This is a genomic window from Halomonas sp. SL18_1 (assembly GCF_055755715.1).
The window spans coordinates 2,095,875-2,116,659 of record NZ_JBVTRK010000001.1 but is presented as its reverse complement, the minus strand read 5'-3'; the positions used below and the strand labels follow the sequence as shown (position 1 = coordinate 2,116,659).

The 20,785-nt window shown below is 69.8% G+C and carries 20 protein-coding genes; 10 read left to right on the top strand and 10 right to left on the bottom strand.

Annotated features, from left to right (window positions below):
* Positions 1-27: 27 nt before the first annotated feature.
* Positions 28-1,476 (top strand): GntP family permease, encoded by a 1,449-nt coding sequence (locus ACSJDS_RS10730; protein WP_473033279.1) that lies wholly within the window; start codon positions 28-30, stop codon positions 1,474-1,476.
* On the opposite strand, the gene ACSJDS_RS10725 is transcribed toward ACSJDS_RS10730, so the two are convergent.
* Positions 1,445-2,437: a LysR substrate-binding domain-containing protein gene (locus ACSJDS_RS10725; RefSeq protein ID WP_473033278.1), complete on the bottom strand. Its 993-nt coding sequence runs from the start codon at positions 2,435-2,437 to the stop codon at positions 1,445-1,447. The genes ACSJDS_RS10730 and ACSJDS_RS10725 overlap by 32 nt on opposite strands.
* 125 nt (positions 2,438-2,562) lie before the next feature.
* Between ACSJDS_RS10725 and ACSJDS_RS10720 the strand changes: the two genes are divergently transcribed.
* From ACSJDS_RS10720 to ACSJDS_RS10700, 5 genes are all read left to right on the top strand, one after another.
* The gene (locus ACSJDS_RS10720) at positions 2,563-3,432 is read left to right on the top strand and encodes a pirin family protein (protein WP_473033277.1); all 870 of its coding nucleotides are present in this window, start codon (positions 2,563-2,565) and stop codon (positions 3,430-3,432) included.
* 70 nt (positions 3,433-3,502) lie between these two features.
* Positions 3,503-4,123, top strand: a complete 621-nt coding sequence (gene ycaC / locus ACSJDS_RS10715) for an isochorismate family cysteine hydrolase YcaC (RefSeq protein WP_473033276.1) — start codon at positions 3,503-3,505, stop codon at positions 4,121-4,123.
* A 127-nt stretch (positions 4,124-4,250) separates the two neighbouring features.
* Positions 4,251-5,048: a pirin family protein gene (locus ACSJDS_RS10710; RefSeq protein ID WP_473033275.1), complete on the top strand. Its 798-nt coding sequence runs from the start codon at positions 4,251-4,253 to the stop codon at positions 5,046-5,048.
* Positions 5,015-5,191: a pirin-like C-terminal cupin domain-containing protein gene (locus tag ACSJDS_RS10705; protein ID WP_473033274.1), complete on the top strand. Its 177-nt coding sequence runs from the start codon at positions 5,015-5,017 to the stop codon at positions 5,189-5,191. Before ACSJDS_RS10710 ends, ACSJDS_RS10705 begins: the two co-directional genes overlap by 34 nt.
* Before the next feature lie 141 nt (positions 5,192-5,332).
* A complete protein-coding gene (locus tag ACSJDS_RS10700; RefSeq protein WP_473033273.1) occupies positions 5,333-6,142 on the top strand; it encodes a methyltransferase domain-containing protein in 810 nt (269 codons plus the stop codon).
* 665 nt (positions 6,143-6,807) lie between these two features.
* On the opposite strand, the gene ACSJDS_RS10695 is transcribed toward ACSJDS_RS10700, so the two are convergent.
* The 7 genes from ACSJDS_RS10695 to ACSJDS_RS10665 all read right to left on the bottom strand — a co-directional run bounded on the left by ACSJDS_RS10695 (position 6,808) and on the right by ACSJDS_RS10665 (position 13,186).
* Entirely contained in the window at positions 6,808-7,968 is a 1,161-nt protein-coding gene (locus ACSJDS_RS10695; RefSeq protein ID WP_473033272.1) for a methyltransferase domain-containing protein, read from the bottom strand.
* Positions 7,952-8,077 (bottom strand): hypothetical protein, encoded by a 126-nt coding sequence (locus ACSJDS_RS10690; protein WP_473033271.1) that lies wholly within the window; start codon positions 8,075-8,077, stop codon positions 7,952-7,954. Before ACSJDS_RS10690 ends, ACSJDS_RS10695 begins: the two co-directional genes overlap by 17 nt.
* Before the next feature lie 229 nt (positions 8,078-8,306).
* Positions 8,307-9,053: a hypothetical protein gene (locus ACSJDS_RS10685; protein WP_473033270.1), complete on the bottom strand. Its 747-nt coding sequence runs from the start codon at positions 9,051-9,053 to the stop codon at positions 8,307-8,309.
* Positions 9,054-9,165: 112 nt separating this feature from the next.
* Positions 9,166-9,579 (bottom strand): carboxymuconolactone decarboxylase family protein, encoded by a 414-nt coding sequence (locus ACSJDS_RS10680; RefSeq protein ID WP_473033268.1) that lies wholly within the window; start codon positions 9,577-9,579, stop codon positions 9,166-9,168.
* A 198-nt stretch (positions 9,580-9,777) separates the two neighbouring features.
* Positions 9,778-11,712 carry an ATP-binding protein gene (locus tag ACSJDS_RS10675; RefSeq protein ID WP_473033267.1) on the bottom strand — a complete coding sequence of 645 codons (1,935 nt, stop codon included), beginning with the start codon at positions 11,710-11,712 and terminating at the stop codon, positions 9,778-9,780.
* Positions 11,709-12,812 (bottom strand): BTAD domain-containing putative transcriptional regulator, encoded by a 1,104-nt coding sequence (locus tag ACSJDS_RS10670; protein WP_473033266.1) that lies wholly within the window; start codon positions 12,810-12,812, stop codon positions 11,709-11,711. The genes ACSJDS_RS10675 and ACSJDS_RS10670 overlap by 4 nt, the downstream gene beginning before the upstream one ends.
* Positions 12,813-12,907: 95 nt before the next feature.
* A complete protein-coding gene (locus ACSJDS_RS10665) occupies positions 12,908-13,186 on the bottom strand; it encodes a nickel-binding protein (RefSeq protein WP_473033265.1) in 279 nt (92 codons plus the stop codon).
* A gap of 223 nt (positions 13,187-13,409) precedes the next feature.
* Between ACSJDS_RS10665 and ACSJDS_RS10660 the strand changes: the two genes are divergently transcribed.
* Positions 13,410-15,698 carry a patatin-like phospholipase family protein gene (locus ACSJDS_RS10660; protein ID WP_473033264.1) on the top strand — a complete coding sequence of 763 codons (2,289 nt, stop codon included), beginning with the start codon at positions 13,410-13,412 and terminating at the stop codon, positions 15,696-15,698.
* On the opposite strand, the gene ACSJDS_RS10655 is transcribed toward ACSJDS_RS10660, so the two are convergent.
* Both ACSJDS_RS10655 and cysK read right to left on the bottom strand, forming a co-directional pair.
* Positions 15,695-16,273 carry a carboxymuconolactone decarboxylase family protein gene (locus tag ACSJDS_RS10655; protein ID WP_473033262.1) on the bottom strand — a complete coding sequence of 193 codons (579 nt, stop codon included), beginning with the start codon at positions 16,271-16,273 and terminating at the stop codon, positions 15,695-15,697. The genes ACSJDS_RS10660 and ACSJDS_RS10655 overlap by 4 nt on opposite strands.
* 68 nt (positions 16,274-16,341) lie before the next feature.
* Entirely contained in the window at positions 16,342-17,829 is a 1,488-nt protein-coding gene (cysK, locus tag ACSJDS_RS10650) for a cysteine synthase A (RefSeq protein ID WP_473033260.1), read from the bottom strand.
* Between the two features lie 58 nt (positions 17,830-17,887).
* Here cysK and ACSJDS_RS10645 point away from each other — a divergent pair, with 58 nt between their 5' ends.
* The 3 genes from ACSJDS_RS10645 to ACSJDS_RS10635 all read left to right on the top strand — a co-directional run bounded on the left by ACSJDS_RS10645 (position 17,888) and on the right by ACSJDS_RS10635 (position 20,756).
* Positions 17,888-18,250, top strand: a complete 363-nt coding sequence (locus tag ACSJDS_RS10645) for an AfsR/SARP family transcriptional regulator (protein ID WP_473033258.1) — start codon at positions 17,888-17,890, stop codon at positions 18,248-18,250.
* The gene (locus ACSJDS_RS10640) at positions 18,208-19,878 is read left to right on the top strand and encodes a bacterial transcriptional activator domain-containing protein (RefSeq protein WP_473035021.1); all 1,671 of its coding nucleotides are present in this window, start codon (positions 18,208-18,210) and stop codon (positions 19,876-19,878) included. Before ACSJDS_RS10645 ends, ACSJDS_RS10640 begins: the two co-directional genes overlap by 43 nt.
* 233 nt (positions 19,879-20,111) lie before the next feature.
* Complete coding sequence (locus ACSJDS_RS10635) at positions 20,112-20,756, top strand: DUF4242 domain-containing protein (protein WP_473035020.1); 645 nt, start codon at positions 20,112-20,114, stop codon at positions 20,754-20,756.
* Positions 20,757-20,785 lie beyond the last annotated feature (29 nt).

Genomic DNA, 20,785 nt, shown 5'->3' with positions numbered 1-20,785 from the left:
CCACAGGAATCGCAAAAGGAAGGCGAGATGATCGGGATCTCGGCGATTGCCATCGCCCTGCTGCTGTTGATGTTTCTGGCCTACCGCGGCCTCAGCCTGCTGATTCTCGCCCCGGCGCTGGCCGCGCTGGTGGCCCTGGTCTCCGTCGATACGCCATTGCTGGCCAGCTACACCCAGGTCTTCATGGGGGCCGCCGGGGACTTCATCGTCCGCTTCTTCCCGCTGTTCCTACTGGGCGCGGTTTTCGGCAAGCTGATGGAGGATTCAGGCAGCGCCGAGGTGCTGGCCAGTGCCATCGTCGAGCGCCTGGGCGATACCCGCGCCATCCTGGCGGTGGTGCTCTCCTGTGCGGTGATGACCTACGGCGGTGTCTCGCTGTTCGTGGTGGCCTTCGCGGTCTACCCGATCGCCGCGGCCCTGTTCCGCCAGGCCAACCTGCCCAAGCGGCTGATCCCCGGCACCATTGCCCTGGGCGCCTTCACCTTCACCATGACGGCGCTGCCCGGCACGCCGGCCATTCAGAATGCCATCCCCATGCCCTACTTCGGCACCTCGCCGTTCGCCGCGCCGGGCCTTGGCATTCTCACCGGCCTGGTCATGCTGGGTCTCGGGCAGGCCTGGCTGAGCCATCGGGCACGCCAGGCCCGCTCGGCCGGCGAAGGCTACGGTGACCACCAGGGCGAGGCACCCCAGGCCGACCACCTGCGAGAGCGAGCCGCGGGCGAGGGGTTCGATCTGGCCGAGGTGGCACCACATCAGGCGCTTCGCGACCTGCCCTCGCTGTGGCTAGCGCTGCTGCCCATCGTGCTGGTCATTGCCCTTAACCTGCTGTTCACCGCAGTGGTGATCCCGGCCATGGACACCGCCTATCTGGCCGAGCCGGCCTTCGGAGCCACCAGCATCGAGTCGCTGCGCGGCGTCTGGTCGGTGATCGCTGCCCTGGTAATCGCCATCGGGGTCCTGATCCTCACCAATCGGAGGCGCCTGGAGGCGCTCACCACCACCCTCGACAGCGGCGCCAATGCCTCGCTGCTGCCGATCTTCAATACCGCCAGCCTGGTCGGCTTCGGCTCGGTGATTGCCTCGCTGGCAGCCTTCGAGACGATCAGCCTCTGGGTCACCTCGGTAGGAGGAGACAACCCGCTGATCTCGCTGGCTATCGCGGTCAACCTGCTGGCCGGCATGACCGGCTCGGCCTCCGGCGGCATGAGCATCGCCCTGGCCACGCTGGGCGACGCCTACCTGGCCATGGGTCAGGCCGCCGGCATCGCTCCCGAGCTAATGCACCGGGTCACGGCCGTCGCCACCGGCGGGCTGGATGCCCTGCCGCATAACGGCGCGGTGATCACCCTGCTCTCCATCTGTGGCCTGACGCACCGCCAGGCCTATCTGGATATTGCGGTGGTCGCCGTGCTGGTTCCCATCCTCTCACTGGTACTGCTGATCACCCTGGGCACCCTGGTGGGGACTTTCTGAGGTCGGCAGGTGGCCACTCTCGATCGGCTGTCTCGGTCCCGGCGACCTCACTGGTGAAGTCGATCTCGTTGATGTTTTCGTCGAGAAAGTCGAGCAGCGCCCGCACGGCGGGAAGCACGCCGCGCCGCGTGGGGAAGACGGCGTGCAGGATACCGCCCCGGGGTTCCCAGCCGGGCAGCACGTCGACGAGACGCCCCGCCTGAAGGTCGCGGCCGGCCACCAGCAGGGCCAGCTTGACCACCCCCAGGCCCGCCAGCGCCGCCTGATGCAGGGTCTCGGCGTTGTCGGTGACCAGTCGAGGACGGTGACGGATCTGGGCGCTCTCTCCCTGGGGCCCGTCCAGCACCCAGAGGTGCTGCCGGTGGAGCTGCTCGAAGTCCAGGCTCGGCAGCCTGGCCAGATCGCCCGGCGCCGGCGACCGGGGCCAGGATCGCGCCTCCAGCAGAGAAGGCGTGGCGACCAGCCGCTGGGGACTCTTCGACAGCACCTTCATGGAGAGGTCGCTATCCTCGAGGGGCGGAAAGCGCACCCGGATGGCCATGTCGAAGCCCTCCTTGATCACGTCCACCCGCCGGCTGGTGGCCTCTACTTCCACCTGCACGTCGGGACACTGGGCCATGAAGCGCACCAGCAGCGGGGTGATCAGGTAGTGGAGCAGGCTCGGCGGGCAGCTCAGGCGCACCGTACCCCTCGGCTGGGCGATGTTGCGCTGGATCAGCGCCTCTGCCGCCTCCGCCTCTACCAGCATCGCCACGCAGTGGCGGTAGAAGGCCTGTCCCAGCTCGGTGACCGACAGATGGCGCGTGGAGCGATGAATCAGCCGGGTGCCCAGGCGCTCCTCCAGTTGAGCGATGCGCCGGCTGAGCTTCGACTTGGGAATGCCCAGGGCACGGCCCGCCGGGGCGAACCCACCATGATCCACCACCTGGACGAAAAAATAGAAGTCGTTGAAATCCTGCATAAGGGCTCGCCCTTGTCGTCCTATGAATAGAACGGAGAGGGCAAATTATACCCCTACCGGCCTATTCGTTCCCAATATAGTCTTCCTGCATCGGGCAACGCCCCAATCTATGCAGGAGCCAGACCATGAAGAACATCCAAGGCATCTATGGCGCCCCCCGCGGCCACTGGGTAGGCGACGGCTTCCCCGTGCGCTCGCTATTCAGCTATGACCGCCTGGGCGCCGACCACCTGAGCCCCTTCCTGCTGCTCGACCATGCCGGCCCCCGCGACTTCGCCCCGGCAAGCCGGCCGCGCGGCGTCGGCGCCCATCCGCACCGCGGCTTCGAGACCGTGACCCTGGTCTACCGCGGCGAGCTGGCGCATCGCGACTCCACCGGCAGCGGCGGACGCATCGGCGAGGGCGACGTCCAGTGGATGACCGCCGGCGCCGGCATCGTTCACGAAGAGTTCCACTCCCCCGCCTTCACCGAGCGGGGCGGCACCCTGGAGATGGTGCAGCTGTGGGTCAATCTACCGGCCGCACACAAGTCGGCCCCCGCGGCCTACCAGACACTGCTCGACGCCGACATTCCCCGAGTGGCGCTGCCGAGCCGCGCCGGCGAGCTGCGGGTGATCGCGGGCAGCTATCGCGGCCATGAAGGCCCGGCCCGCACCTTTTCCCCCGTCGAAATGTGGGACCTGCGGCTAAAGCCGGGCGGCGAAACGTTCCTGAGGGTCCCCGAGGGGCACACCACCCTGCTGGTGGTGCTCGAGGGCACCGTGCAGGTCAACGGCGACACCGTGGTGCGCGACGCCGGCCTGGTCTGCTTCGAACGCCAGGGCGACGAAATACACCTCGAGTCCAACAACGACGCCAAGTTGCTGCTGCTCGCCGGCGAGCCCCTCGACGAGCCGGTGGTGGGCTACGGCCCCTTCGTGATGACCAGCGAAGCGGAGATTCACCAGGCCTTTTCCGATTTCCAGGCCGGCAAGTTCGGCCGCCTGGAGGGCTAGCGGCCCTGCCGCGGCCCACCGCGCCCGGCATCCCGCCGGGCGCTTTTATCAACCTAGGAGGAAAGTCACCATGTCCTTTACCTACAATCGCCTGAACAAGGACGACGTCGCCCTGCTGATGGTCGACCATCAGGCCGGCCTGCTCTCGCTGGTGCGCGATTTCAGCCCCGACGACTTCAAGAACAACGTCCTGGCCCTGGCCGACATTGCCAAGTTCTTCGAGATCCCCACCATCCTCACCACCAGCTTCGAGGACGGCCCCAACGGCCCCATGGTACCCGAGCTCAAGGAGACCTTCCCCGACGCTCCCTACTTCGCCCGCCCCGGCCAGATCAACGCCTGGGACAACGAAGAGTTCGTGGCGGCGATCAAGGCCACCGGCAAGAAGCAGCTGCTGATCGCCGGCGTGGTGACCGAGGTGTGCGTGGCCTTCCCGGTGCTCTCGGCCCTGGAAGAAGGCTATGAGGTGTTCGTGGTCACCGACGCCTCCGGCACCTTCAACCAGACCACCCGCGATGCCGCCTGGGATCGCATGTCCCAGGCCGGGGCCCAGCTGACGACCTGGTTCGGCGTCGGCTGCGAACTGCACCGCGACTGGCGCAACGACATCGAGGGCTTCGGCGGCCTGCTGGCCGGCCACCTGCCCGCTTACGCCAACCTGATCCAGAGCTACACGGCTCAGAAGGCCTAAGCGCAAGGGGCCCGGCGCTGGCCGGGTCCTGCGCGCCTTCTCTCGACAGGCACTACAAACGGCCAAAGCCTATGCTGAACAAGTGCTGTCCGCTCTGCCCACTTCGACCTTTCGGGGAATTACGACAATGAGCAATCTCGTCACCGACGCCGACCCCTCTTCCTCCCTGGACTGCCCCATCGTCGACGGCACACGCCAGGTGCAGCATGTCGCACCGCGCACCGCCGATGTGGGCGGCATTCCCGTCAACCGCGTGCTGCCCTCGCGCCAGCGGCGCCTGATAGGGGCCTGGTGCTTCCTCGACCATGCCGGCCCGGCGGTCTTCAAGGGCGACTCGCGCGGCCTGCGCGTCGGCCCCCACCCTCACATCGGCCTGCAGACCTTTACCTGGATGATCGAGGGGGAGGTCCTGCACCGCGACAGCCTGGGCAACGAGCAGGTGATTCGTCCCGGCCAGGTCAACCTGATGACCGCGGGCCGCGGTATCAGCCACACCGAGGAGTCGGTGCCCGGCGACTCCCACCTGCATGCCGCCCAGCTCTGGATCGCCCTGCCTGACGCCCACCGCCGCACCGACCCGCGCTTCGACCACTACCCAACGCTGCCGCAGTGGCGCGAGGGAGAGGTCGAGATGACCCTGCTCACCGGCGAGTTCGCCGGTCACCGCGCGCCGACGCTGGCGTTTTCACCGCTGGTGGGCCTGGACCTCACGGCGGCCTCCGCCGGCTCGCTGACGCTGCCGCTGCGAGAGGAGTTCGAGTACGGCTTGCTGCCGCTGGAAGGCGAACTGCAGGTCGAAGGCGAGCGCTTCGCCGTCAACGAGCTGGCCTATCTGGGCCGTGGGCGCAGCCGGATCGACCTGGAACTGCCCGAAGGGGGCGCGCCATTCTGGTGGGCGGCGAACCGCTGGGCGAGGAGATCCTGATCTGGTGGAACTTCGTTGGCCACAGCAAAGAAGAGATCGCCGAGGCCCAGCGCGACTGGGAAGCCGGCAGCGAGCGCTTCGGCAGCATCCCCCAGTTCGACGGCAAGCGTCTGACACCACCGCCCCTGCCCTGGAAGTCCTGAGCACATCGGCCGATCTCCCGCCACCCGAAGGCAGTCTGCCTCACCGGCGGGAACCCTTTCGCCCCCCTCGTGCGTCCTTGGGGGCACGCCGGGACAACCGTCACGGCGTGCCCCTTACGCGACACCCGAGGAGACACCGCCATGAGCACTGCAACCACTTCCACCACCGCTGTCCGCGAAGCCGGGTTGGTGGACCAGGACGCCCTGCGCCAACAGGTGCAAGAGATGTATCGCCGGGTGGCCAAGGATCCCCAAGGCGACTTCCACTTTGCCATGGGCCGTCCCCTGGCCGAAGAGCTGGGATATCCGCCTGCCGATCTGGATCGCATCCCGCCGCAGGCCCTGGAGTCCTTCGCCGGCGTCGGCCACTTTCTGGCGCTGGCGAATATCCAGCCCGGCGAGAGGGTGCTGGACCTAGGCAGCGGCTCCGGCACCGATGCCTTTCTCGCCGCGCTCTACACAGGCCCCCAAGGCCAGGTCCTGGGCCTCGACATGACCGACGAGCAGCGGGTCAAGGCACAGCGCCTGGCCGGGGCAGCCGGGGTCAGCAACCTCAGCTTCCATGCCGGCTACATCGAGGCACCCCCCTTCGACGATGCCAGCATCGACGTGGTGATCAGCAACGGCGTCATCAACCTCTCCGCGGAGAAGGACCGGGTATTCGCCGAGATTGCCCGCGTGCTGCGACCGGGCGGCCGGCTGGCACTGTCGGATATCGTCACCGAGCGGCAGCTCCCGGAAAAGGTCAAGTGCGACGCCACCCTGTGGGCGGCCTGCATCGGCGGCGCCATGCAGCAGGACGACTACCGGAGCGCCATCAATGCCGCCGGGCTGCGGGTGGAGAAAGTGCAGGACAACCCTCAGTACCGCTTTCTCACCGATGCCGCCCAGGGTGCAAGCCGCACCTTTGGGGTGAAGAGCATCAGCCTGCTGGCCATCAAGCCTACCTGACCCGCACGGTGCCTTGCGGGGAGAGCCGCGAGGCACCGTCTCAAACAGCGGGGCAGGCGGACCACTGGCAAGGCCCTATCCCGCGGGTCACTTCGGCCACGGCGACTTTTCGGACAGCGCCTAACCATCTGGAGGAGCATCGACATGCGACCGGATGCGGTGAAGCGGCCTGGGGAGCCCCCATGGCGAGCGCTCGGTCGGCGATACCGCCGCCACCTCGTGCTGTTACGCACCGCCCTCGTGCTCGCCGCCGTGATCGTGGCGGTCCTCCAGCTGGCAGGCACACCGCCCCTGTGGTTGCAGCAGGGCTCGGACAGCGCGCTGGTGCTGGTGGCGACCTGCGTGATTTATGCGCTGGTGCTGGCGATTCCCTTCGTCCCGTCGGTGGAGCTCGGGCTGCTCATCATGGTGCTGTTCGGCCCACCCGGTGCCGCCGGGGCCTATCTTGCCACCTGCACCGGACTGAGCAGTGCCTACTTGATCGGCCGGCGCCTTGGCCGAGCCGCACCGCTTGACCGCATCACCCTGCTCAAGACATACCGCGCCCGGCTCAAGGCCCCCAGTGCGGGGCTCCCTGCCGGCCTGCTCCCCGTCCTATCGCTGATGACGCTGCTGAACATGCCGGGCAACACCGCCATCGGCGGCGGCGGTGGCATTGCCATGGCCTACGGCGCCGGACGACTGCTGACGCTCCCCGCCTTCCTTGCCACCGTAGCGGTCGCCACGGCATTTCTGCCTCTCGCCTTCGTCACCGGCCTGATCGGCCTCGAACGCTGGGTAGGCTCATAGCCAGGTTGCGCATCGAGCAGAGCGAGGCACGAGGCGACATCACCGCCCCCTCGCCAGCCGCTATACTGACGGGGCAAGGGCCGCCCAGCGCCTGACAGCTCCCCAGGCGACGTGCGAGCCGTCGCTGCGCCGGCTCTGCACCCGCTACGGCTTTGTCTACTACGGTGAGTGGGAGCGCATCCTGGGCAGGACGCCTCGCCGGCGGGGCCCGGACCGACGGGGCCAAGCGACGGCACCGTGCCGATCACGCCATACTGCGTGAAGCTGAACAGGTACTCGCCACCCCCGGCGGCGACCTCGACCGCCCGCCACCAGGCTGCCAGGCCGTGGGCCGGCAACCCGGCCTGCACCGCGACCTCCACACGTGAGCGAAGAAAGGGCAGCCAGTCTCCGCTCAGGTCCAGGGCGACGAAGGGGAATGCCGACACGGCCTGCAGGCCGGCGGCGCGCAGGAGCGCTACCAGCCTGCGGCCAACGCGACCATCCACCTGACGGTCCACGTTGGCCTGCACGACCCGGCGCGTGACCTCGGGATCCCCCGGGTAGACGGCCAGGGTCTCCCAGTCCGCCTCCACACAGAGGATGCGTCCACCCGGACGCACGACCCGGCGCATCTCCGCGACGGCCCGCTGCGGGTCGGGAAGGTGCAGCAGTACCCAGCGGCAGAGGGCGGCGTCGAAACCCCCGTCGCGATAGGGCAGCGCACGGGCGTCGCCTGCCTCCGTCAGCACCCGGTCCAGCATGCCCGCCTGCCGGGCCGCGCGTCGGGCGTGCTGGAGCAGGCCAGGCGAGAGATCCAGGGCGTGCACCCTACCCTGGAGACTCAGGTGCCGGGCGAGCTCGACGGCCATGTGGCCAGTGCCGGCGCCGACGTCCAGGAAGCGCTCCCCCGCCTGGGGCGCGAGCAGGGTCAGCCAGCGCTGCCGGGCGCAACCTTCGGAGGCGGTAGCGTCGAGTTGCCGGAGCCGCTCGGCCGCGGCCTGCACGGCTTCCGGGCTGTCCAGGGCGCTCCAGCGGTCGCTACGGGAGGTGCGCATCGGCAATCCTCCAGGCCTCGTTGAAGGCGCGGTGGATCCACCGGCGGCGCGCCTCGCTCTGCTCTCCGCCAAGGCCATCCGCCAGCACGAACCCCAGCTGACAGAACACCCGCAGCCAGCCGAGCTCCCAGGCCGTCCGAAGGCCGCCCGGTCAACCGACCGCCCATGCCGCGATTCGAGGTGATCGAGATAGACATCGCGCAGCCACAGCCGATCGTCCGGCGCTCGGCCGTCGTTCGGCGGGTAGGCCCAGTAGTGCAGGAACCAGTGCCAGGCCAGGTCGGCCGCGGCCGATCCGCGAGCCGCCAATTCCCAGTCGAACAGTACGACCCGTTCGTTCAGGAAAGCGATGTTGGCACGGCGGAGGTCACCGTGAAGCAGCGTGGGGGATGATCGTCGAGGGCGGAGACGATATCCCGCCAACGCCGCAGCAGCGTCAGATAAAAGTCGGCATTGCGATTGCCGGCGGCTTCCAGAAAGCCGGGAAGCAGGACGCGGGGCACCTGGAACTGCTCGGCGCTGCCTGCCGCCCATTCGACCGATGCCCGCCCCGTGGCTTCGTAGCGCGCGATCTCCACCAGCAGGGCGGTGGTGGCGGCCAGGTCCCCGATGCCCTCCCGGGATCTCTCCAGGCCTCCCCAGTGCGCCGCGTGCAGGCCCGCCATGGCCATGAACAGTGTCCGGGTGTGCGCCTCGATCCAGCCACTGCGGGCGACGATGCCCGGAGAGACGTCTTCCATGAGCAACCACCACTCGTCCCGCTCCGGGTGAAGGCTGGCGTCCAGGGTGGGATCGGCCAGTGGCGCCGGGAGCCGGCGCGTCGTCCCGGCCAGCCAGGCGGCCGCTTCGCCATCGTGGCCAAGCGCCTCCCGAAAGGCGCGCTGGCGGGGGATGACCTTGAGGACGAAGCTGGCGCCATCCGCGCAGATCAGGCGGGTGACCCGGGCGCCGGTGCGGCCGCCATCGAGAAACTGTTCCCTCGCCGGCTCGGAGAACGATGGCGGACGTCCCGCTCGCCTCAACGCCTCGGCCAGACGGGCGGTGTCTGCCGGCGTGGTGAAAGGAGTTTGAGTGTGCGCTTCCATGGGATTCCTCCCGACAGCGGGACACGAGCTGAGTGTCGCTTGCCTGTGCGGCCCCGCGGGGCCGCACAGACACTCGCTGCCTGTCGGTGGTGGAGAGCGTAACGTCGTGGCGTCACTCCCCTTCGTACATGGCATCGATCTCCTGGCGAAAGGCGTCCATGTCGTACTGGGAGCCGTTGAGCAGGGTGCTCCACTTGCGGATCAGCGCGGCCGTCGCCAGGGCCTCCCGGATCTCGGCGTCGGTGGCACCGTGCGCCTCCGCTCCCACCGTGTGGGAGTAGACGCAGTAATCGCAGGGAATCTGCGCCGAGACGGCGAGGGCGATGAGCTCCTTCGTCTTGCCATCGAGCGCCGAGTCCGGGTCGCCAATGACGGACTGGATGTTCTGCCAGGCCGCTTCGACACCCTGCTCGGGGTAGGTGTCCCGCACGAAGTCGGGCGCCTCGCCGCTATACGCCGGCACGGAGAAGCCGCCGGCGGTGGCCAGGGCCAGTGTCATGGCTGTTGTGATCAGGATGGTCTTCATTGCTGCCTCCCAGGAAACCTGTCGTTTCCAGTCAGCTCGGTGTGTGTCGATCGGTCCAGCGCCGCGATGGGTGATACCGCAAGGGCCAACGACGCCCGGGTGGGGCGACCGGCCCCCTTCACCCAGAGCTGGACAGGGTCAGGAGAACACCCGGACGTTGGAACGAGCGTGGGAACGGGGGTGGAAATGGCAAAAAAATTATCGAGCAGGGAGATGGCGATGGGCGGTGGCCTCCGCTTCCCGGGCCGCGTGTCGCGCTCGGGCGGAGAGAGGACGGGAGGCGTCGGCCCGCAGGCGCGCCAGATGAGCCAGCGCCGAGCCTCGGTCACCCGCCGCCAGGGCGACCCGGAGGAGCATGGCGTGCGCCAGGCTTCGCTCGTTCGCCTGATCCACCGCCTCGGCGGCCTGCAAGGCGGCCTCGGCCCGCTGTCGGGCAGCCTCGACCCGGCCCGCCTGCCAGTCGCTCCAGGCCGCCAGGTTCTGCACGTAGGCGATCATCCACCGGCTATCCGCCATGTCGAGCTGCGCCAGGGCCAGGTCCAGCCGGGCCACGGCCTCTCGTTCGCCGCGTTGCAGCCTGGCGAGCGCCTCGAGGGCGCGGGCGAAGGGCGCCTCGGCTCCGCCGCCCAGGGTGTCGGTGACGGCTTGCAGGGCGCGGCAGCACGCCAACGCCTCGTCCGGATCCTGCCGCTCCAGCGCGATCATGGGCAGCCGGGACAGACAGTAGCACTCCCACCAGGGCGTCCGATCACGCCTGGCGAGCACCAGCGCCTGTTCGATATGCGCCCTCGCCTGCAGCAGCTCGCCGCGGTGGTGGCTAACCAGGCCGAGGGCCAGAGGCAGTTCGCAGCCGAGTTCCCGAACGTCGAGCTGCTCGGCGAGGTGCTGGGCCTCTTCGGCGAGCTGGGCCGCCCGATCCATATCACGGCCGAGCATGCCGAGGCAGCGGGCCGTGTCGGCCACGGCCTGGACCACGGTGGCAGGCTCGGCCATGCGTCCGGCGCGTTCGGCACGCAGCGTGAGATCCAGGGCATCGCTGTAGCGGCCGCGCAGATAGAGCAGCACCCCGATCAGGTAGAGCCCGTCATGCACCTGCGTGCTCATCCCGCTCGCCCGGGCGTCCGCCACGAGGGTACGCAGCCGGTGCTCCAGATCGGGCGGCTGAAACGCCTCCATGCCGGGATGGATATAGAGCTCCAGCAGTTCGAAGGCGCGCTGCAACCGGATGTCGTCGGGCAGCGGCTCGAGATGCTCCTGGCCCTGCCGCGCCAGGGCCGCGGCCTCTTCGTAGGCGTGGATCCGCAAGGCGTGGCGCCCCGCCGCCGCACAGGCCTGGGCGGCGAGGGCGTGATCGCCCCCCTGGCCGGCATGGTAGGCCACTTCACCCGCTGAGGACGCCTCCAGGGGAGGACGGCGCGCCGGATCTCCGCCGACCTGTGCCGGGAGGAGGCGCTTTCGAGACCACAACCGCGACGGCTCGAGGCTGCGCGCCAGGCTCCTGGCGATCTGCAGGTGGATGAGACGCCGGCGGGGTTCGGACAGGGCGTGGTATGCCACCCGACGAATCAGGTCATGGGTGAACTCGTAGCGCCCCTCCTCGGTTGCGCGCAGGATGGCGCGGCGCTCCAGATCCTCCAGACCGAGCAGCAAGGTGGTGCATGGCAAATTCAGCACCGCCGCCAGTCGATCCGGATCGAGCCGCCGGCCCAGTGCCGCGGCCCAGGGCAGCAGCGTGGCCGCCTCCCGGCCAACGCCGGCCAGGCGACCAGCAATCAGGCCGCCCAGGGTGCCCCCCAACAGCGGCTGACCGCCCCGGTGGGCGCGCGCGATTTCCAGGGCGAACAAGGGATTCCCCTCGGATTCGCGAAAGACGTGGTCGCCGTCCAATTCCGGTGCCACGCGGTGTGCGACCCTCGCCGTCTCGGCGGCGGAGAGTGGCGACACCCTGAGTTCCCGCAGGGCGCCATCGCGGCGCAGCGAGTGAACCAGGCGCTGCGCCGCCGGATTGCATGACAGCTCCCCGCCGCGCGTCGCCAGGAGGAAGGCGATCGGATAACCGGCACAAGCATGAATCAGATAGTGCAGCAGCGCTGCCGAGGCCTCGTCAAACCACTGCAGGTCGTCAAGAATCACGACCTGGGCCGGGCCATGGCGGGCCGTGTCGATAAGCCACTGAGCGACCACGTCGAACAGGCGGTTGCGATCCCCGCCTCTTCGGTCGCGGGTCCCAGCTCGGGCAGCAGAGCGGCGAGCTCCTGTCGCCGGGATTCGGGCAGCGAGGTGGAAGGGGTCGGGAGCGAGCGCAGGGCGTCGATCCAGGGGGCGTAGGGGCGCATCGCATCCAGTTCGTATGCCCGTCCGCGGAGTACCTGGGTGCCCTCCTCACGCAATCGGGCGGCGACCTCCTGCAGAAGATGCGACTTGCCGATCCCCGGGTCGCCGCTGATGAGCAGCGGGAGGCCCTCCTCCAGGGTCTCCCGTATGCCCGCCAGCTCCCGCTGACGGCCCACCAGGGAGGAGGCAGTCGACGAGGGCACCGGCATAGGCGAGCCGGTATCGCGAGCAGGCGGGATCCGGCGCAACTGCCGAGCCAACGCGTCCAGGCGTGGCGAAGATGTCTGCCCGAGTTCGAGCTGCAGCATGCGCCGGCACTGCTCATAACGCTCCCGAGCCTCGGCGGTCCGCCCCATCGCCTGCAGCAACCTGATCAGGTCGGCGTGGGCATCCTCCCATAGGGGATCGAGCAGGAGTCGATCCCGGGCGTACGGGAGTGCGGCCTCGGGCTGGTCCTCGAGCCGTTGCACCAGCGTCTGCAGCACCCCGTCGTGCAGCTGAAGCAGGGCCTGACGTTCCGCCACGCACCAGGCATCGAAGCGGTAGCAGTCGGGGAGATCCAGGCCCTCCAAAAACGGGCCTCGAAGCAGTTCCGCTGCAAGGCGAAGTTCCGCCGTGGCCACCTCCTGCGGGTCAGACGGGATCAGCTCGCGCACCCGCGCGACATCCAGGGCGACATTCCTGGCACAGATGCTCACATAGTCGCCCTCGGTGACCAGGCGTTGGGCGCTGTCGTCATCGAGCAGAGGGCGGATCTTGGCCAGGCACCAGCGCAGCTCCGCGCGGGGGTCGGCGGGGCCGTCCCAGAGCAGGTCGCAGAGATGGGCCCGGGCGTGGGGCTGACCCGAGGTGACCAGGTAGGCCAGCAGTGCGCGGGCCTTGCGCGAGCGTGGCAGCACGACAGGAACGCCATCCCGGAGCACCTCTGACTTCCCCAGAAGCCGGATCTCCAGCCGCGGCCCATCCGACGTCGCCATGCCGCCCGCCCCGACGATTAAGCTGACGGAGGTGCCAACCCTTCATCGGTGGGCAGGACCATCGCCCGCCAGACCTGCTCGAAGGGGTAGCCCGCCGTGCGGTACGCCATGCGGACCGACTCCGCATCCGCGGCCTGGAAGGTACAGATCATGCGGCGCCGATCATGGGAGAGATAGCTGCGCAACCACTGGACCCTGTGGTCCTGAAGGCAGGGCCCGAGACGCTCTCCCATGTGCGCCAGATCGCTATCCGACATCGGCTCGTCGAAGGTTCGCTCCATTACGAGATAGGGCATGAGACTCCCTCCCTCAGGCTATCGGCAGAATTGACACCCCTTTATTACAGGTCTAGCAGAGCGACAGCAGCGCCGCCCGGTCTTCGCCGCCCTACGATGACCGCCAAGTTCGGGCGAGTTGCTACAGTGCAGGAGACGGCCTCGAAACGCCTCCGGGACACCTGGGAGAGTGCCTGACGACTCGCGGTGCCATGCCACTTGGGACGACAAGGGAGGGAGCGCTATGCCGAACATCCTTCGCGCTACCAGCCTACTGGCTGCCATGGCCCTGACGCTGGCCCTGCTGTCAGGGTGTCAGGTCGTCAGCCGGGGGCACGAGGCCATGCTGGTCCTCGGGGATCTTGCTGCGGGCAGCGATGAGAGCCGCCTCAAGCAGCGCACCGACGAGCCGGAACGCACCGATCTGCGCTACGAGGTGGACGGCCGTGAGTACGTAGCAGACCAGTACCGGCCGGACGATCCTCACCGGGGCCACCTGATCCTAATGCATGGCTTCACCCAGGAGGGCCGTCGCGATCCCCGGCTGGTGGAGTTCGCCACCACCCTCTCCCGGGCCGGCTTCACGGCCTTCGTCCCGGAACTGGAGGGTCTGCGGGACTTTTCCATCAGCAGCCGAGAGGTGGAGGCGATCGCCGATGCCATTCGCTATGTCACGCTCGAGGCGCCCGAGCCGGCAGACCACACCTCCCTGGCCGCCATCAGCTTCGCGGTGGGACCGGCGGTGATCGCCGCCATGCAGGAGGACACGGCACAGCGGGTGCGCTTCCTGATCTCCGTGGGCGGCGACGATGACCTGACCGACATGCTGCGCTACGTGACCACCGGCGACGACCGCGGCGGAGCCGGCCTGGAGGCACCGCCGCCGCAGCGGGAAGGGCGCTGGGCGGTCCTGTTGAGCCAGCTGCACTGGCTGGACGACGAGAACGACCGGGCGCTGCTGGACACCATCGCCAGGCGCAAGCTGGAGGATCGCCATGCCGACGTGGCGCCCGAGTCCCGTCAGCTGAGCGACCAGGGGGCGGCCCTCTACGAGCTGGTCACCAACGAGGACCCGGAGCGGGTGGAGGCGCTGGTCGAGGCGCTGCCGCCGCGGCTGCGCGAGGAGCTCGGCGAGCTGGACCTGTCACAACGCGACCTCGACACGCTGGCAGCGCAGCTGGTACTGATTCACGGGCCCGACGATCGGGTGATTCCGGTCAGCCACAGCCAACGCCTGCGCGACGCCCTGCCGGCGGGCCAGGCGCGCCTGTTCAAGGCCGGCGGCCTCGACCATGTGGAGATGACGCCGGGACTGCGCGATGGCTGGGGCTGTGGCGCGCCACCTACCATGTGCTGGCGCTGGGGAACACGACTAGGCGCTGTCCGAAACCTGGCTGCGCTCGGCGAGCAGACAGCGACGCACAGAGCGCCTACACTGCACCGCACCATTCTTGGCCTTCGATTCACAGCCGACAAAGGAGACGTCATGACACGCAAGGCGTGCAAACGCATCGATCTGGCACTGCAGGGCGGTGGATCACATGGCGCGCTGACCTGGGGCGTGCTGGACCGCTTGCTGGAAGAGGAGCGACTGGAGATCGACGCCGTCAGCGGCACCAGCGCCGGTGCGATGAATGCCGTGGTGCTCGCCGACGGACTGCACCGGGGCGGTCGTGACGGCGCCCGTAACGCCCTGCATCGCTTCTGGAAAGGGGTCAGCAATGCGGCACGCTTCTCCCCCATCCAGCGCAGCCCCTGGGACCGGCTGATGGGGAACGACAGTCTCGACCACTCGCCAAGCTACCTGTTCTTCGAGAGCCTCACCCAGCTGATCGCCCCCGCCAAGCTCAACCCCATGGGCATCAATCCGCTGCAGGATCTGGTCAGCGAGCTGGTCGACTTCGAGCGGGTCAACGCCTGCCGCAAGGTCAAGGTGTTCGTCACCGCCACCAATGTCCGCACCGGTCGCGCCACGATCTTTCGCCAGCCCGAGCTGACCGCCGACAGCGTGATGGCCTCGGCCTGCCTGCCGTTCATGTTCCCGGCCGTGGAGATCGATGGCGAAGCCTACTGGGACGGCGGCTACAGCGGCAATCCGGCGCTCTACCCGCTGGTCGACGATCAGGGCTGTCGCGACCTGGTGGTGGTCCAGGTCAATCCCCTGGTGCGGCGTACGCTACCCGACAGCGCCCGGGACATCGTCAACCGCGTCAACGAGATCACCTTCAACTCGAGCCTAATCAAGGAGCTGCGCAGCATTCAGCTGCTGCAGCAGCTGATCGACGCCGAGGGGCTGGAGCTGGAGGCCTACCGCGCCATGCGCCTGCACCTGATCCATGCCGAGCACGACGTCGAGGAACTCAGCGCCTCCAGCAAGCTGAACGCCGAATGGGACTTTATCTCCCGCCTGCATGACCAGGGACGGCGCTGGGCCGACCAGTGGCTGGCGGCCCACTTCGATGCGCTCGGCGAGCGGTCGACCTTCGACCTGAACGCGGTCTTCCAGGACACCTTTCGCCCGTGCCCGACCTAGGGAAACGCCCGCCCCACCATCAGCGGTTCCACCAGCTCGGCAGGCAGCTCGCGGAAGGCGGCATCGGCCTCCACACCCAGCCCGTCGAGGATCCGGGTAAAGAAGGCCCGTGCCGCCACCACGGCGACGATATCGAAGATCTCGTCGTCGCCGAGGCCGTGCCCCCGCAGGGTGGCGATATCCTCGGTGGTGACCGCCGGCGCCCGGCAGGCCACCTTGGCGGCGAAGGCCATCATGGCCCGCTCCGCCTCGCTCAGGACCTCTTCCTCGCCCGTCACCACCGCCAGGGTGGCCGCCATGCCGAGCAGCTCGGACAGCGCCCGGGCATGGGCCAGGGCACAGTAGCTGTTGCCCAGCGCCCGGGCGGCGGCCAGGGTCACCAGTTCGAAGCGCCGCGGGCTCAGCGGACGGCGGATGGTCGCCAGCAACGCCCCCCAGCTCGCCATCACCTCGGGGCGATGGCTGAACGCCCGGGCGTAGTTGGGCAGGAAGCCGAAGTGGGCCGCCTGGCGCCGGTACAGCTCGCGGACCTCGCCCTCGGCCTGCTCCGGCGGGATGGTATCGATGAAGCTCATGACTCGCTCTCCTGTGGAGGATGGGCCGGCCCGAGGCCGCCTCGCGACCGGCATGGGGAAGACGCCGCCTAGGCCGTCGCGGCGCGAGGGTGCAGCCAGCGGGGCAAGAGCTCGTCGGGGTCGATCTCGGCCTCGGCATCGTAGGCGATGCCGCAGGCGGCCAGCCGCTGCCCCAGGCTGCCGTCGCGCCAGGCCGCGAACAGCTCGCCGCAGCCGCCGAGCCACTGCCCGCCGATGGCGATCTGGGGAATGGTGGCGGCCCCGGTGCGCCGGGCCAAGACCGGTCGCACTCGTACCCCCAGGTCGTCGTTCTGACAGCCCGGCCCATCGAGCTCGACGCTCAGGTAGGGGACGCCGAGCCGGTCGAAGAGCTTGCGGGCCGACCAGCAGAACTCGCACCAGGCCAGGGTGAACATCACCACCCGAGCCCGAGCCAGGGCGTCGTCGACGAAGCACTCGGCCTCGGCGTCCAGGGTCGCCACGGGCTCGGCCACCGGCGCCGGCATGGCCGCGGGGCGATCGAAGCGATACCCAGGCGTGGAACGCGACAGGGCCTGCTCCTCGTCATCCATCGCGTCGCGGATGGTCTCGAAGAGCGGGGTCGAGAGGTAGCGCTCGCCGGTATCAGGCAGCATGCAGACGATACGCGAACCGGGTGCCGCGCGCCGCGCCACCGCCAGCGCCGCCGCCAGGGTGGCGCCGCTGGAGATCCCGGCGAAGATCCCCTCCTTGCGGGCCAGCTCCCGGGCCAGGCGCAGCGCCTCGCTCCCGGCCACCGGCACCACCTCGTCCACCAGGCCGGCCGTCACGGCCTGCTCGGTCAGCGGCGAGATGAAGTCGGGGCTCCAGCCCTGCATCAGGTGGGGACGAAAGCCGGGATGGCTGAGCGTGCGGCCCCCGTCGCCGCGTGGCTGGGCAACGCCGCTGCCCAGCAGCGGCGCATTGTCCGGCTCGGCCACCACGATCCGCGTCGTCGGGTCGGCCGCCTTCAGCGCCCGAGCCACGCCCTGCAGGGTGCCGCCGGTGCCGAAGCCGGTCACCCAGGCATGCAGGGGCTCGCCCTCGAGGTCATCGAGGATCTCCCGGGCCGTGGTGCGTTGATGCACCTCGGCGTTGGCCGGGTTCTCGAACTGGCGACACAGGAAGTAGCCGTGGGTCTCGGCCAGCTCCATCGCCTTGGCCAGCATGCCGCTGCCCTTCTCGGCGGCCGGGGTGAGCACCACCCGGGCGCCGAGGAAGCGCAGCAGCCGGCGCCGCTCCAGGCTGAAGTTCTCGGCCATGGTTACCACCAGGGGGTACCCCTTGCGGGCACACACCATGGCCAGGCCGATGCCGGTATTGCCGCTGGTGGCCTCGATCACCGTCTGGCCGGGGCGCAGCGCGCCGCTGCGCTCGGCGGCCTCGATCACCGCCAGCGCCATGCGGTCCTTCACCGAGCCCATGGGATTGAAGGCCTCCACCTTCACGTGAACGTTGACGTCCGGCGGCGCGAGCCGGGCGAGGCGCACCAATGGGGTGCGGCCGATGGTATCCAGGATGCTGGCGTAGCGGGTCATGATGGCACTCCTCGTCGGGGTCATGACCAGAGCCTGATTCCCGGCCGGGGAAGCGGGCGTGGTAGCCAGCGTGGTTTTTCGCGCCCCAGGCGTGGGAATCATCACCGAGTGCAACGGCTCGACGGGCTATACTGCAAGGGGACCCCATCAGGGGCTGACGACCATGGCGCTGACCCTCAACCTGCTCGGCGAGCTCGAAGTGATTCGGGACGGGCAGGTCTTGGCGCTGCCCCCCTCGAAGAAGACCCGCGCCTTGCTCGCCTATCTCGCCCGACACCCCCGCCCCTGCAGCCGCGAGCATCTCTGCGACCTGCTCTGGGAGCTGCCCGACGACCCCCGGGCTCGCTGCGCTGGAGCCTCTCCAAGCTGCGCCGCCTGGTGGACACCCCGGAGCGCCCGCGCCTCAAGGCCGACCGCCTGAGTGTCGGCCTGGAGACGGCGGACATCGATATCGACGCCGCCCGGCTGCACGACCTCCATGCCCGGGGCCTGCAGGAGGTGGACACTTCCGAGCTGGAGGCCGTCGCCGCCCGCTATCGCGGTCCCTTCCTGGAGGGGCTGGAGCTGGACAGCTTCCACGACTTCCACGGCTGGTGCCTGGCCGAGCGGGAGGCGGCCATGCGCGCCCAGACGGCGCTGCTGGCGGCCCTGGTCGAGCGTCTGGCCGACACGCCGGAGCGCGCCCTGCCCCAGGCCCATGCCTGGGTGCGGCTCGCCCCCTTCGACGAGACGGCCCGAGCCCGCCTGGTCCGGCTGCTGCTGGCCCTGCATCGGCCGAAGGAGGCCGAGCAGCAGCTGCAGCTGGGCATGCGCCTGATCCGCGAGGCGGGGCTGCCGCTCGGCGGCGAGCTGCTGCGCGTCTGGCGGGCGCCGCGAGATGCCCCCGCACCGCCGCCCGAGGCATCCCCCGCTCCGCCGCCGCGATCGAGGCGGCATCGGCACCGGAGGGGACACCCTGGAGGTGCTGCGCTGGGCGGCGCTGCTCGCCCCTCGCCTCGACCCGGCGACCCTGGGGCAGGTGGCGGGGCTCGACACCAACCGCATCGGCGCCGCCCTGGAGGTGGCCGAGCACCATGGGTGGCTGACCAGCAGCGAGGCGGGGCTGCGCTTCCCCCGCCCCGAGCTCGCCCGGGAACTCGACGAGTCCATCTCCCCCGCGCGGCGCCGGGCGATGCACCGACACCTCGCCGAATGGCTGGCCGAGTCGCCCCTCTACGACCTGGAGCGCGCGGCCGACCTGGCCCACCATGCCGAGGCCAGCGGCGACCCCGAACTCGCCGCCCGGGCGATGATCACCGCCGGCCGGCTCTGCCTGCGTCTCTTCGCCAACCAGCAGGCCCAGGGCTTCGCCCAGCGGGGCCTGGCGCTGGCCGGCGAGGTCCCCGGTACCCAGGGCGTCTGCCTGGCCCTGGAGCTCCACGATATCCTCTACAGCGCCGCGCCCCTGGCCGACTGGGAGGCCGGCGCCGGCGAGGTGGTGGCCCTGGCCGAGCGGGCCCTGGAGCATGGCGCCCTGGCCCATGCCCGCCTCGGCTACCAATTGGCCAGCCATATCCGCTGGGCCCACGGCCAGTGGTCGGGGGCCCACGAGGAGACTCTCCAGGCCGAGCGGGTGACCCGCTGCGCCGACGACCGCGAGCAGGTGATCGCCATGGCCGAGACGGCCCGCTGCCTGGCGATGCTGGAGCGCGACCTGGACCAGGCCACGGCGATGCTGGCCCAGGCCCGCGACCTGGCCGCCCAGCGCCACCTCCATCACCCCGCCATTCCCCTGGCCGAAGGGCTGCTCTGCCTCCACGCCGACCGCTTCGACGTGGCCGAGGCGCACTTCAAGGACGCCCGCACCCTGTGCAAGGCCACGGGCGACCGCCTGGGCGAGTTCCAGGCCCAGGAGTCCCTGCTGCTGCTCGACCTGGAGCGCGACGACTACCCCCGGGCCCGGGAGCGCTGCGGCGAGCTCTGCGCCCTCGGCGAGCGCCTGCGCGACGGCAGCGAGGCGCCCTTCGCCGCCGCCGCCGAGGCGCTGTGCCGCTACGCCCTGGAGGATGACGCCGGCCCCTTCGCCGTCGCCCTGGTGTCGCTGCGCCACGCCGATGCCCGTCACCGCCTGGCGGTGCTGCTGCTCCAGGCGGCGCGCCTCGACCTGGCCCGAGGGCGCCTCGAGACGGCCGCCGCCCGTGCCGCCGAGGCCCTCGAGCATGCCCGGGTCCTGGAGCGCCCCACCGAGCAGCTGCTGGCCCTGGCGCTGCTGACCGAGGCGGCCCGTCGAGCCGGCGATCCGGATGCCCGGCACCGGCACGCCGAAGCGGCCGAGGCGCTGGCCCGGGTCCGGTGGCCGGCTGGGCACGGCGTCGCTACCGGACGCTGCGCGGCGCCCCGGCCGCGGAGGACGAGGCATGATCGACGTCTTCCTGGAGCGGCGCCTCGCGCGCCCCGTCGACTCGCCGCTAGTGCTCTCCCTGACCCTCTCCGCCCAGGGCTGTTTCGACCTCCACCGGATCGCCTGGCAGGCGAGCCTGCTGGCCCGGGACGGCCGCCGCCTGCTCTGCCACTTCCGTGCCCCGGACCTGGAGTCGGCACGCCTCGGCCTGCGCCGGGCCGGGGCCGATATCCGCTCGCTGTGGGCCGGCACCCTGCACGATGCCCCGGGCCTGGAGGCCGCGGCGCTGGCGGGAGCCAACGTGGTGGTGGAGCGGCGCTTCGCCGCCCCGGTCAGCGTCGCGACGATCCAGGCCCTGGAGGACGCCGGGGCCGCCTGCCTGCAGCATCACCGGGTGCGCTTCCTGCGCACCCTCTGCGCCGCGGACCGCCGCCGCATGCACTGCCTCTACCACGCCCCGGACGCCGAGTCGGTACGCCTGGCCCAGCACCAGGCCGGCATGCCGGTGACGCGAATCTGGGCCTGCCGGCGTATCGCCCCTTGCTGACTTCCACGGCCGCCCCCGAAATACCACGA

Excerpts from the sequence above, each read along its gene's own strand:
- ACSJDS_RS10730 (WP_473033279.1), top strand. The coding sequence starts at position 28 with ATGATCGGGATCTCGGCGATTGCCATCGCCCTGCTGCTGTTGATGTTT.
- ACSJDS_RS10725 (WP_473033278.1), bottom strand. The coding sequence starts at position 2,437 with ATGCAGGATTTCAACGACTTCTATTTTTTCGTCCAGGTGGTGGATCAT.
- ACSJDS_RS10720 (WP_473033277.1), top strand. The coding sequence starts at position 2,563 with ATGAAGAACATCCAAGGCATCTATGGCGCCCCCCGCGGCCACTGGGTA.
- ycaC (WP_473033276.1), top strand. The coding sequence starts at position 3,503 with ATGTCCTTTACCTACAATCGCCTGAACAAGGACGACGTCGCCCTGCTG.
- ACSJDS_RS10710 (WP_473033275.1), top strand. The coding sequence starts at position 4,251 with ATGAGCAATCTCGTCACCGACGCCGACCCCTCTTCCTCCCTGGACTGC.
- ACSJDS_RS10700 (WP_473033273.1), top strand. The coding sequence starts at position 5,333 with ATGAGCACTGCAACCACTTCCACCACCGCTGTCCGCGAAGCCGGGTTG.
- ACSJDS_RS10695 (WP_473033272.1), bottom strand. The coding sequence starts at position 7,968 with ATGCGCACCTCCCGTAGCGACCGCTGGAGCGCCCTGGACAGCCCGGAA.
- ACSJDS_RS10685 (WP_473033270.1), bottom strand. The coding sequence starts at position 9,053 with ATGGAAGCGCACACTCAAACTCCTTTCACCACGCCGGCAGACACCGCC.
- ACSJDS_RS10680 (WP_473033268.1), bottom strand. The coding sequence starts at position 9,579 with ATGAAGACCATCCTGATCACAACAGCCATGACACTGGCCCTGGCCACC.
- ACSJDS_RS10665 (WP_473033265.1), bottom strand. The coding sequence starts at position 13,186 with ATGCCCTATCTCGTAATGGAGCGAACCTTCGACGAGCCGATGTCGGAT.
- ACSJDS_RS10660 (WP_473033264.1), top strand. The coding sequence starts at position 13,410 with ATGCCGAACATCCTTCGCGCTACCAGCCTACTGGCTGCCATGGCCCTG.
- ACSJDS_RS10655 (WP_473033262.1), bottom strand. The coding sequence starts at position 16,273 with ATGAGCTTCATCGATACCATCCCGCCGGAGCAGGCCGAGGGCGAGGTC.
- cysK (WP_473033260.1), bottom strand. The coding sequence starts at position 17,829 with ATGACCCGCTACGCCAGCATCCTGGATACCATCGGCCGCACCCCATTG.
- ACSJDS_RS10635 (WP_473035020.1), top strand. The coding sequence starts at position 20,112 with ATGCCCGGCACCGGCACGCCGAAGCGGCCGAGGCGCTGGCCCGGGTCC.